Raw genomic sequence first — 12,506 nt, forward strand, 5'->3', positions numbered from 1 at the left:
CGTTCTGATTACTCCACGCCTTCTTTGGGCATCTTCTGCTGACATATCGTACCCGTTTATTATCTGACGACCGGGGGCGTCTCGAAGCTATGATAAGGTGCTGGCGACGGCAGCGTCCACTCCAGCGTCGTCGCGCCTTCCCAAGGCTTCGCCGGCGCTTTTTCTCCGCCACGGATGCACTTCAGCAACACATAGAGGAACAACAGCTGGCTAAAACCAAACCCAAAGGCGCCGATGCTGGAAATCATGTTGAAATCGGCGAACTGCAGGGCATAGTCGGGAATACGGCGTGGCATGCCCGCCAGTCCCAGGAAGTGCTGTACGAAGAAGGTGAGGTTGAAAAAGAACATCGACAGCCAGAAATGCCATTTGCCCAGCGTCTCGTCATACATGTGCCCGGTCCACTTCGGCATCCAATAATAGGCTCCACCAAATATGGAAAACAGCGCACCCGATACCAGCACATAATGGAAGTGCGCAATTACATAGTAGGTATCCTGTACCTGAATATCTATCGGCACGATCGCACAAATAACACCGCTGAAACCACCGATGGTAAACAGGAAGATGAAGCCGATAGCAAACAGCATGGGCGTTTCGAAGGTCATGGCACCGCGCCACATGGTAGCGGTCCAGTTGAAGACTTTCACGCCGGTCGGTATCGCGATCAGCATGGTTGCGTACATGAAAAACAGCTGCCCGGTTACCGGCATGCCGGCAGTGAACATGTGATGCGCCCAGACGATGCAGGACAGGATGGCAATCGAGGCGGTCGCATAAACCATCGAGGAATAGCCGAACAACGGTTTGCGCGCAAACGTCGGGATGATTTCCGAAACGATACCGAATGCCGGCAAAATCATGATGTAGACTTCCGGGTGCCCGAAGAACCAGAAAATATGCTGGAACATCACCGGGTCGCCCCCACCCGCCGCGTTAAAGAAATTGGTGCCAAAGTTGCGGTCGGTCAACAACATGGTAACGGCTCCCGCCAGCACCGGCATCACCATGACCAGCAGATACGCCGTGATAAGCCAGGTCCAGACGAACAATGGCATCTTCATCAGCGTCATGCCCGGCGCGCGCATATTAAGAATGGTGGTGATAATGTTGATTGATCCCATGATGGAAGAAGCACCCATGATATGAAGGGCAAAGATTGCCATGTCCATACCCATGCCCATTTGCACCGACAGCGGCGGATAAATCGTCCAGCCGCCCGCCGCCGCGCCACCCGGTACAAAAAACGAGGTGATCAGCAGTAGTGCCGCCGGGGGCAGTAGCCAGAAGCTCCAGTTGTTCATGCGGGCGAATGCCATGTCCGGCGCGCCGATCATCATCGGTATCTGCCAGTTGGCAAAACCGACAAACGCCGGCATGATGGCACCGAACACCATCACCAGGCCATGCATGGTGGTCAACTGATTAAAGAACTCCGGCTGGACGATCTGGATGCCAGGCATGAACAGCTCGGCCCGGATAGTCAGCGCCATCACACCCCCCGTAAGGAACATCATGAAGCTGAACCAGAGATACATCGAACCAATATCTTTGTGGTTGGTGGTCATCAGCCAGCGCATCATGCCGCTGGGGTGATGGTCGTGCGCGTGTGCAATGTCGTGATCGTGTACTGCTGCCATGGTTTCCTCCTTGATACTATTTTCTGAGTTCGTTGATTTCCGATGGCTGCACCACGTCGCCTGTCGTATTGCCCCAGGCATTGCGCTCGTAGGTGACCACCGCCGCGATTTGTACATCCGACAGATGCTGGAAAGCTGCCATTGCTGTGCCGGTTTTTCCATTCATTACTATGTTGATATGCTCGGCCTTGGGACCCGTGGCAATCTTCGATCCATCCAGTGCGGCAAACGCCCCCGGAACACCCTTGCCATTGGCCTGATGGCAAGCGGCACAGTTGCCCGCATAGACTTTCTCGCCTTCGGCTTTCAGCTCATCCAGCGTGAAGGTCTTGTTGGCGTCAACAGCCGCCACCGCGGTTTTCTTTTTCTGCTCAGCCACCCACTGGGCGTATTTCTCCGGCTCCAGCGCTTCCACCACGATCGGCATGAAGCCGTGTTCCTTGCCACAGAGCTCGGCGCACTGCCCCCGATAGGTGCCAGGCTTGTCTACCGTGAACCAGGTGTCGCGGATGAATCCGGGAATGGCGTCCTGCTTGGCCCCTAATGCCGGAACCCACCAGGCATGGATCACGTCGTTGGCGGTAAGCAGTATCCGTATTTTCTTGCCTGTGGGCACCACCAGCGGGTTGTCCACTTCCAGCAGATAATTCTCGCCTTTGCTTTCCTTGTTCTCGATTTGCGCCTTGGAGGTAGCCAGCGCACTCAGGAAACTGATGCCTTCCCCCTCGCCTGTAATGTAGTCATAGCCCCATTTCCACTGGTAGCCCGTCGTCTTGATGGTGATGTCCGGGCTGGAGGTATCTTTCATGGCGATGATGGTCTTGGTGGCCGGATAGGCCATGCCAATCAGAATGAAGAACGGGATGATGGTCCAGATGATCTCCACCGTGGTGCTGTGATGGAAATTCGCAGCTTTGTAACCCGCATCCTTGCGGTGCTTGAGCACCGAATAAAACATGGTGCCAAATACGCCGATAAAAATAACCAGGCATATCCATAAGGCCAGCGTATGCTGATCATAGATCTGTCTGGCGATAATCGTCTGCGGCTCGGGCAAGTTCAACTGGTAAGGATCCGCCGCCGCCATTCCCAATCCGGAATACATGGCGAGCGTCAGAACTCCTGCCAGCGCTGCTGTTACTTTACTACTCATATTTCCCCCCACTTGATTACTGATAACAGTACGACCCAATAATAATTACGAAAACCCGATGTTAGGTCCCGCCCCGTGAGATGGTCTCCAGATTATCCTTGCTTAGCTGATACCCATGAGATATTCCCACGCACATAAAAGCATCTTCTCAATCTTTATTTCGCCAAAATAACCCTATTGCGAATGTCAGTAATTGTGTTATTCTATAACCTTATAGCTGCTGCAAAACACTAAGAATAAGAGGCAAGTCTATAAGTTCAAAGTTTCAACTAAAAAAATTCGGAGTCCGTTTCTTAATTAAATCCGAACAATGAAATTTTCTTGCTTGATACGAATTCGGAATTGAAAAAAGATGCAGTAAAATCGATCCGGGGATGCAACCGTAATTTCGATGCCATAAATATGCTTTTCGATTATTATTTAATTAGAAAGCATTCTTTTGCCGGACTGTTTAATCTTCCTTATTTAGCGAAATCACTGTTTTTAAAGAAATTACCACCCTTTCATTTCTCAAGCGATCAGAACAGATTTATTCCGTATTAACAGCAATTTCTATGCATTCAGCGCTGTTTTTTATGCCGGGTGCCGCAAATAAGTCAGAACAAAATTCTACCACACGAAAATTACGCGTACAAGAAAGAAACGCGTCTTGTTAGCCTAAATTAATAATGCCCCTATTCTAAAAAGCGGTATTTTTCCCTCTTCAAAAGAGGGTAATTTTACCCTAATTGAATTGTGGCGATTTCCATTCTGGATAGGAATTTGTCCTCTTATAACGTGTCTGTTTTCTTCACGTGTCTGTTTTCTTCTTTACACCGCACGCACGCTCCAAGGCGGAAGCTGTAGCAAATTACCTTCCACCTCTATTTCCTTCGTCACTGCTGCGATCATGCCGCAACAACGCGTATGATTTTTCGCTGAGCGCCTCTCATCCCAATCAAGTTATTCTATTGTCAAATCCCTACCATCGACCGGGTTAAGATGAACCATTTATCTCGATGGCATGATTCCGCATGGTTGCCGGGAATCACCCACATGACTCAACGAGACCTTATCTATTCCGATCTCCCTGGAAGGGCACTGGCATCGACATATGAATGCGCCCAGATCCAGGACTCTTCTCACACAGGATTAGACGAGATGGATAGGCTATTGTCTGTGGATAACCGGCAGGGGCGGGCAAACGAGCGAGCGAAAACTTTGGGCTCGTGCAATAATTATCCGGTTTCCTCAACTTTTTAACGGAACCCTATTGGGGGTATAAAAAATGGCAGAAACCGTGAACATCATCAGCGCAAGCGCAGCACCGGAGCTACAGACTTCGGGATGGCTCAACACCACGCGGCCGCCTACACTGGCGTCACTGCGCGGCAAAGTAGTCGTTCTTCACACCTTTCAAATTTTCTGTCCGGGTTGCGTACAGGTCGGTATTCCGCAAGCCCAGAGGATATCTCAGGAGTTTGATTCCAACCGGGTTGCGGTGATCGGGCTTCATACCGTCTTTGAACATCACGCTGTAATGGGCCGTGATGCACTTGAAGTATTCGTGCACGAGTATCGATTGCGCTTTCCTATTGGAATCGATAAATATGATGGAGAGTTGGATGGAGAGCCGAAAGGCGTGCCGCTCACAATGCGCGCATACCAGATGCAGGGAACGCCGACCCTTATTCTGATCGACAAATCCGGGCGTATTCGCCTGCATAAATTTGGGCATGTGAGCGATCTCTCGGTGGGATTCTCGATCGGCGCATTACTCTCTGAAGAGATCGAAGTCGATGAGTCCGCGGCCAGTCCCGCGGCGACCGGGACGGACAGCGGAAATACTGTTTGTGACGAGAATGGATGCAGCGTATGAAGGGAAGCCGGCTAGCCCGGCTTCTTGGCCTTATCGTCTGGCTTAACCCGCTCTGCGATGCCGGTGAGTAAGCCAGCAGCCACCTGGCGCATGAGATCGGTGATGGCGTGGGTCAACTGCAGGCCGGCTTCAAGCCGGGTTTGACCGGCCGAGGTTATCTCGTGATTAAACGCCGCAAGCGTGTCCTTCAACTGAGAACCGACAGCGGTTCCATTGTGTTTTGCGTGCGCGACCAAATCGTGCAAGGTTTCCGACACGACTTTCTGGGCGGTGGAAGCCGATGCCTGCACGGTTTCAAGGAAAAGATTTTCCACGCTTTCCAGTTCGCCGCGCACTCGGGTGAGTTCTTCACTGGAAAATTTGTGCGCGCGGCCTGCGGCTTCCTCCAAAGCCAGCTTCGACGCTTCGGCAAACTGTGCCAGCGCGGCATCCAGTCCGGCAACCGCATCGCGGATGGGTGTCAACGCCGTTTGCGTGTGGGCTGAGGTGTGTTGCAGTTTTTGCTGCGCGCCATCATGCACGCCTTGCATCACCGCTGTCATGATGCGCCGCAGGGATTCGAGATCCCGGTTTTGCGTGCTGAGTGCTTTGACTGTCAGGTCCCGGACCACCTGCTGAACATTATCGCCCTTTGCAATAGCACCACGAACCTCAGCCTCAAGCGCCGATATGTCGGCCGTTGCGTCATGAGCGGTTCTGCCTCCAGTTTTCTTCTGCATGGTAAAACCTCCTTGAATGATGAAATAATTGATGTGTAATTTACTTTTCCGGCTTGCGCGCGAGCCGGTCGAGGCCGCCCATGTAAGATTGCAGGACCTTGGGAATCGACAAGCTGCCATCGGCATTCTGAAAGTTTTCAAGAATCGCCACCAGCGTTCGTCCCACCGCCAGCCCTGAGCCATTGAGGGTATGCAATAGTTCCGGCTTACCTTTCTCATTGCGAAAGCGTGCCTGCATGCGCCGTGCCTGAAATGCTTCACAATTACTGCATGAGGAAATTTCACGATAGGCATTTTGCGCAGGCAGCCATACTTCAATATCGTAAGTCTTGGCAGCTGCAAAACCCATGTCGGCGGTACATAGCACCATTACACGATAAGGCAGCTCCAGTTTTTGGAGAATCTTTTCAGCATGACCGGTAAGCTCCTCCAGCGCTTCATAAGACTGTTGCGGATGGACAAGTTGGACCAACTCCACCTTGTCGAACTGATGCTGGCGGATCATACCGCGCGTGTCTCTGCCATAGCTGCCCGCTTCGGAGCGGAAGCATGGCGTATGCGCGGTGAGCTTAATGGGAAGGGATTCGCATGCAACAATCTTATCACGCACAATGTTACTGAGCGGAACCTCCGCAGTGGGAATCAAATACAAATTATCATCGTCCAGCCGATATTGCGGGTTCGCCAGTGATCGGCTTTGATCGCTCTCACTTTGTGGATGAGATTCAGCCGGATTAACTCTCCGTCGAGGAATCTCGAATAAATCCTCCTTGAATTTTGGCAGCTGCCCGGTGCCCTGCAAGCTCTCCGCATTGACCAGGTACGGCACGTAGGCCTCGGTGTAACCATGCTCCTGCGTGTGCGTATCCAGCATAAACTGCGCGAGCGCGCGATGAAGCCGCGCCAGTCCGCCTGTCATCAGGCTGAAGCGTGCGCCGCTTAGTTTTACAGCGGTAGGAAAATCGAGCAAACCGAGGTTCTCACCAATGCTCACATGATCACTCACCGCAAACTCGAACGCGCGTGGCGTTCCCCAACGGCGTACTTCTCGATTATCGGCTTCGCTTGTGCCTTCCGGTACACTGGTATGCGAAAGGTTGGGAATCTGGAGCAATATATGCTGCAACGCGGTTTGGGTTTGTTCAAGGCGCGTTTCGGCCTGCTTAAGGTCATCGCCAAGATTTTCCACCTCCGCCAGGATAGCGGTAACATCCTCGCCTCTGCCTTTGGCATTGCCAATCTGTCTGGAGACGGCGTTACGCCGCGCTTGCAGTTCCTGAGTGCGAGTCTGAAGCGTTTTGCGTTCCGCTTCCAGCGAGTTGAATTCCGTAACCGGAAAAGTATGGCCACGTTTGGCAAGAAGCCTGACGACATTTTCCAGATCGGTACGTAATAGCTGAATATCTAACATGCAAACTCCAAAAAACGTGTCTTGCGCCGGGTTCTGATAAGCGCAACTGTTTACGGCATTTTCTTCGCCTGCCTGTCTAATTCGCGCAAATACGCCAACTTTTCCGAAATTTTCCCTTCCAGCCCACGCACGGTCGGTTGGTAAAATTTAACCTCTGGCATACCTTCCGGAAAATAATTCTCCCCAGCGGCGTAGGCTTCCGGATCGTCATGAGCATAGCGATACTCCTGTCCATAGCCTAATTCCTTCATCAGCTTGGTGGGCGCATTACGCAAATGCTCGGGTACGCGATGTGACGGGTTGCTGCCAATGAAAGACCGGGCTTTATTATACGCAAGGTAGGCGGCGTTGCTCTTCGGCGCGCAAGCCAGATACAGTGTTGCTTGTGCCAAGGATAACTCTCCCTCCGGACTCCCCAGCCGTTCGTATGTCTCGGTGGCATCCAGGGCAACCCGCAATGCGCGCGGATCGGCCAAACCTATGTCCTCCACCGCCGCGCGAATCAATCGCCGCCCGATATAAAGCGGATCGGCGCCTCCGTCCAGCATGCGACACATCCAGTATAGCGCGGCATCCGGGTTGGAACCGCGTAGCGATTTATGCAACGCCGAAATCTGATCATAGAATTCATCACCGCCTTTATCAAAACGGTGCGCACCGCGAAAGAGTGCATTAGCGACATAATCTGCCGCTATTTCGGTAACTCCACCAATGGCTGCCGCGGTTTTTATTTGTTCCAGAAAATTGAGTAAGCGCCGCGCGTCGCCATCCGCATATCCAGTCAACAAGCGTCTGGCGTCATCGGTAAAACTCAATTCCGGCAATGCCAGATCTATCGCTCGTTCAAACAGGATAATGAGCTCGTCTTCCGATAACGCTGTGAGCACATAAACCTGTGCGCGCGACAATAGCGCACTGTTGACCTCAAACGAGGGATTCTCGGTGGTGGCACCGATGAATGTCACTAAACCCTGTTCGACATACGGCAGAAACGCATCCTGCTGTGACTTGTTGAAGCGATGCACCTCATCCACGAACAGAATAGTGTGGCGACCCGATTGCTGCAATACGGCTTGCGCTCGTTCTATCGCTTCACGGATATCCTTGACGCCCGACAATACCGCCGACAGCGCAATGAATTCGGCGTCAAACGCCTGCGCCATCAGTCTCGCCAACGTTGTTTTGCCGGTGCCGGGCGGTCCCCACAATATCATTGAGTGAGGCTTCCCGGATTCAAACGCAAGCCGCAATGGCCTCCCCGCCCCAAGCAAGTGCGATTGCCCCACAACCTCTCTCAGTTCCTGAGGACGCAATCGTTCTGCAAGAGGTGCTGCAGGCTCTCGCTTTTCGAACAAATCAATCACTGATTACGTCCGCTCCTTCGGGGGGACTGAACTTGAACAACTCTGCCGAAAGCTTGGGGTTTTGTTCCACCCGGGAAAATGTGAGTACCGTAGTCTGACCAAAGTTATCGTGCAGCTCCATCGCTTTCAATTCGCCTGCCGGGGAAAATCCCAAGCGCACCCATTCAAAAGTGCCTTCCTTGGCTTTGGGCTTTGCTTCAAGCCATTCCGTATCCCCCTGTAACCCAATTTCAACCAGATCAAAATTGGCCTCGATATTGCTGCTGCCCGCGAGTAGCGCAGCAGGGCTGGTGCCGATGGCAAGATCCAGCTTGCGTACCGTCACCTGATCAAGATCGCGATCGTAAAACCATATCCGGGCGCCGTCGCCGACAATCAATTGTTCGTATGGCTTTTCGTATACCCATCGAAATTTTCCGGGACGCTCGAATTGCATGGTACCGCCCCCTCTTTGTACCACACGCGTATTTTTGTCCAGCACCGTCTGGACAAACACCGCGCGAACAGTACGCGTATCCTGGACGAAAGTTTTGAGGCTGCTAATCGCTCCAGCCTCCGCAATGGAAGCGAACAAGGAAAGCAGCAACAAGAAATAGGATCGTTCTAGAAAATTCATAATGTTTCTCGATAGCAGTGAACAAGCGGGTTGGATCAATGCGAGTCTCAGAAGCCACAATTTTACTCTGCGCATGCGTTCACCGCGCCCATCGTGGAACTTATCCGACTTGATCGAGGTTGCAGCCGCGATTTTACCGGCTTCTGCCTTTATCAGGGCGGATAAAACGCCGCGATCCAATGTCATCACGATATGCAGGTTCGCGCGGGATCGTTTGTCCAGTTCAATTGTCTTATATATAGGTACGCCTGTTTTATACCTGATCCAAAAAGGTTATAGGAAAAACCACAGTATATTTGTGGGAACTACACTGAAGTATCAAAGTCTAAAATAGCCTGCGGATTCATTTCGCTGCTAAAAGTTGGTAGGATTCTTAACTATTGGTAACAAGGAGTAATCAAAATGGCAACTACACTTGAAACATCAGGCAGCCATGCGGGGTCGAGCGGACGCGACTACGACATGTCGCTGTGGTACGACTCAAGGTGGTACAAATTTGGGCTGATCACCATGCTGGGAGTAGCGATATTCTGGATCTGGTTTCAGCGGACGTTTGCCTACTCGCACGGCATGGACTCGATGGAGCCGGAATTCGAGAAGGTATGGATGGGACTGTGGCGGGTGCACATGATCGTCATGCCGATCTTTGCGCTGGTCACCTGGGGCTGGATCTGGAAGACACGTGACACCAACCTGGACAACCTGGACCCCAAACTGGAAGTCAAGCGTTACTTCTACTGGATGATGTGGCTGGGCGTATACCTGTTTGGTGTGTACTGGGGCGGTAGCTTCTTCACCGAGCAGGATGCCTCCTGGCACCAGGTCATCATCCGCGACACCAGCTTCACCCCGAGCCATGTGGTAGTGTTCTATGGTTCCTTCCCGATGTACATCGTCTGTGGCGTGGCCAGCTACCTGTATGCCATGACCCGTCTGCCGCTGTACGCCCGTGGCACCTCGTTCCCGCTGGTGATGGCCATTGCCGGCCCGCTCATGATCCTGCCGAACGTAGGCCTGAACGAATGGGGCCATGCCTTCTGGTTCATGGAAGAACTGTTTAGCGCACCGCTGCACTGGGGCTTTGTGATACTGGGCTGGTCGGGCCTGTTTGCCGGGGGCATCGCGGCACAGATCATCACCCGCTACTCCAACCTGACCGACGTCATCTGGAACGGACAGAGCAAAGTCATCCTCAACAACCGGATCGTCCCGTAAGACCGGATAGACCCTGATTGGGCCAGCCGCCCTGCTCCTGCAAGACCGGGGAGCGGGGCGGTATCATTTGTGCATCACAGTCAGGTGTTAAGAAATGACTGGATCGGCATCGCAGGCAACCAACCTATGACAAAGTCGCATAGCGACTTATCCGTGTCACCCCAAACTGCATGGCGGTAGACCTACTCATTCCGCGCAGGAACCAGCACCTCCCGATTACCGTTGGTTTGCATGGCGGAAACGAGACCGGCGCGTTCCATCTCCTCAATTAGGCGCGCGGCCCGGTTATAACCAATGCGCAAGTGTCGTTGCACCAGGGAGATTGAGGCGCGGCGCGTCTTGAGCACCATGGCGACGGCCTCATCATAGAGCGGATCGGCTTCGCCGCTGTCCGGCCCCACCATGCCGCTATTTTCTCCTGCATTGCCGTTGCCTTCCTCTTCAATTGAATTAAGCACGCCTTCCACATAGCGCGGTTCGCCATGTTCCTTGATATATTCCACCACACGATGCACTTCCTGATCGGCGACAAAAGCGCCATGCACCCGCTGTGGGTAGCCGCTGCCCGGAGGCAGATAAAGCATATCCCCCTGCCCCAACAGCGCCTCCGCCCCCATCTGATCGAGTATGGTGCGTGAATCCACCTTACTCGATACCTGAAATGCTACCCGCGTTGGAATATTGGCCTTGATCAGGCCAGTGATCACATCCACCGAGGGCCGTTGCGTGGCGAGCAGCAAATGCACACCCGCAGCACGGGCTTTCTGGGCCAGTCTTGCGATCAATTCCTCGACTTTCTTGCCCACCACCATCATCAAGTCCGCCAGTTCGTCTATGACCACTACAATCAATGGCATTTCCTCCAGCAGGTCCGGCGTATCGGGTGTCAGAGTGAACGGATTGACAAGCGGCTTATCGTTCTTGATCGCATCGCGGATTTTTTGATTGTAACCGCCGAGATTACGCACGCCCAGCGATGACATCAGCTTGTAGCGGCGCTCCATCTCCGCCACGCACCAGCGCAACGCGCTCGCCGCTTGCCGCATATCGGTCACCACAGGCGCCAGCAGATGGGGAATGCCTTCGTACACAGACAGCTCAAGCATCTTCGGATCCACCAGAATCAGGCGTACCTGCTCAGGCGTAGCCTTGTAGATAAGGCTCAGGATCATGGCATTGATAGCCACCGATTTACCTGATCCTGTCGTTCCCGCGACCAGTACGTGCGGCATTCTGCCCAGGTCAGCCACCACCGGATGACCGCCGATATCCTTGCCTAATGCGATAGTCAATGGCGACCCCATGTCGGAATACGCCTGCGAACTGAGGATTTCCGACAAGCGCACCACCTGCCGTTTGGGGTTGGGAATTTCCAGACCCATACTGGTCTTGCCGGGAATAGTCTCGACCACGCGTATACTCACCACCGACAGGGAGCGTGCCAGATCTTTCACCAGATTGAGAATCTGATTACCTTTAACGCCTACCGCCGGTTCGATCTCATAACGGGTAATGACCGGACCGGGATAGGCTGCCACTACTTTGACTTCGACCCCAAAATCGATCAGCTTGCGTTCGATCAGACGGGACGTGAATTCAAGCGTATCTGTCGACAGCATTTCCACATCCTTGGCCGGCTCATCCAGCAGATGCAGCGGTGGCAAGGGTGAATCGGGTAAATCCACGAACAGCGGCGTCTGTTTCTCTTTGATAACACGCGACGACTTGAGAATGATGGTGGCTGGGGGTTCGATATGCAAAGGCGGATTTTCATGGAAACGCTTCTTACCGACCTCAACCAATTCGTCGCGTTTGATTGCTGAAACCAAGCCTGCGCGCCGATCTTGCCAGTCCTCCCAGCGGCGTCCGGCAAACAGCCAGGTGCCCTCAATTATCGCCCCCAGTTTCTCGGCAAAGCGTACCCACGACAGGCCGGTAAACAAGCTGAATCCGATCGCCATCAATATCAGCAATGCCAAAGTGGCGCCGGTAAAACCCAGCATTTGCGACAAATTCCCGTTGATCAGCTGACCCAGCACGCCTCCCGGAGCCTGCGGCAGCATTATTTTAAGTGTATATAACCGCAGTGCTTCAAACCCGCTGCTGGCGGCCAGCAATACCACGAAACCTGCGGCTGAAACAAATAACGGGCGGCGATCAAATATCCCCACGGCGTCGATGCGATGATAGCTCCATGCCACCAGATAAAGGAAAAACAACACCCACCACCAGGCGGAAGCACCAAGCAAATAGAGAAGTAAATCCGCCAGCCAGGCGCCCGCAACGCCTCCAGGGTTATGGGGAGGACCGTCGCCGCTATGCGACCAGCCAGGATCGGCGCGATCATAGCCATAAAATATCAGCACCAGATAAAGCGCCACCCCCAGTAAGGCAAGTCCGCACGATTCACGCAACAGCCTGACGATTCTGGACGGCAGGGGATTGGAGCTCGGCTTTTTCGCCATTGGCTTGTTGACGAAGCTCATGAGTAGTCCCCAGGAAACAGGGCCAAGGAAAAATAAGTCTGATT

General features: G+C 53.2%; 9 protein-coding genes. 2 read left to right on the plus strand and 7 right to left on the minus strand.

Annotated features, from left to right (window positions below; translation table 11 throughout):
• Positions 1–59 precede the first annotated feature (59 nt).
• Together ctaD and coxB are read right to left on the minus strand one after the other, a co-directional pair.
• Positions 60–1,640, minus strand: a complete 1,581-nt coding sequence (gene ctaD / locus BLR00_RS01795) for a cytochrome c oxidase subunit I (RefSeq protein ID WP_074630536.1) — start codon at positions 1,638–1,640, stop codon at positions 60–62.
• A gap of 16 nt (positions 1,641–1,656) precedes the next feature.
• Positions 1,657–2,793 (minus strand): cytochrome c oxidase subunit II, encoded by a 1,137-nt coding sequence (coxB, locus tag BLR00_RS01800; protein ID WP_081346614.1) that lies wholly within the window; start codon positions 2,791–2,793, stop codon positions 1,657–1,659.
• Between the two features lie 1,267 nt (positions 2,794–4,060).
• On the opposite strand from coxB, the gene BLR00_RS01810 reads away from it, so the two are divergent.
• The gene (locus tag BLR00_RS01810; RefSeq protein ID WP_074630539.1) at positions 4,061–4,651 is read left to right on the plus strand and encodes a peroxiredoxin family protein; all 591 of its coding nucleotides are present in this window, start codon (positions 4,061–4,063) and stop codon (positions 4,649–4,651) included.
• A gap of 11 nt (positions 4,652–4,662) precedes the next feature.
• Here BLR00_RS01810 and BLR00_RS01815 read toward each other — a convergent pair whose 3' ends face one another.
• Genes BLR00_RS01815 through lolA form a run of 4 tightly spaced genes read right to left on the minus strand, consistent with a single transcriptional unit; the run spans position 4,663 to position 8,947 of the window.
• The gene (locus tag BLR00_RS01815) at positions 4,663–5,370 is read right to left on the minus strand and encodes a DUF6781 family protein (protein ID WP_074630540.1); all 708 of its coding nucleotides are present in this window, start codon (positions 5,368–5,370) and stop codon (positions 4,663–4,665) included.
• 40 nt (positions 5,371–5,410) lie between these two features.
• Positions 5,411–6,781 carry a serine--tRNA ligase gene (gene serS / locus BLR00_RS01820; protein WP_074630541.1) on the minus strand — a complete coding sequence of 457 codons (1,371 nt, stop codon included), beginning with the start codon at positions 6,779–6,781 and terminating at the stop codon, positions 5,411–5,413.
• 50 nt (positions 6,782–6,831) lie between these two features.
• Entirely contained in the window at positions 6,832–8,145 is a 1,314-nt protein-coding gene (locus tag BLR00_RS01825; RefSeq protein ID WP_074630542.1) for a replication-associated recombination protein A, read from the minus strand.
• Positions 8,138–8,947 carry an outer membrane lipoprotein periplasmic chaperone LolA gene (gene lolA, locus BLR00_RS01830; protein ID WP_308811304.1) on the minus strand — a complete coding sequence of 270 codons (810 nt, stop codon included), beginning with the start codon at positions 8,945–8,947 and terminating at the stop codon, positions 8,138–8,140. Before lolA ends, BLR00_RS01825 begins: the two co-directional genes overlap by 8 nt.
• A gap of 216 nt (positions 8,948–9,163) precedes the next feature.
• Between lolA and BLR00_RS01835 the strand changes: the two genes are divergently transcribed.
• Positions 9,164–9,976 carry a methane monooxygenase/ammonia monooxygenase subunit C gene (locus BLR00_RS01835; protein WP_074630543.1) on the plus strand — a complete coding sequence of 271 codons (813 nt, stop codon included), beginning with the start codon at positions 9,164–9,166 and terminating at the stop codon, positions 9,974–9,976.
• A gap of 182 nt (positions 9,977–10,158) precedes the next feature.
• Here the strand turns inward: BLR00_RS01835 and BLR00_RS01840 are convergent, their stop codons facing one another.
• Positions 10,159–12,462, minus strand: a complete 2,304-nt coding sequence (locus BLR00_RS01840; protein WP_074630544.1) for a DNA translocase FtsK — start codon at positions 12,460–12,462, stop codon at positions 10,159–10,161.
• Positions 12,463–12,506: the final 44 nt, after the last annotated feature.

This window comes from Nitrosospira multiformis (assembly GCF_900103165.1).
GTDB classification, from domain to species: Bacteria; Pseudomonadota; Gammaproteobacteria; order Burkholderiales; family Nitrosomonadaceae; genus Nitrosospira; species Nitrosospira multiformis_D.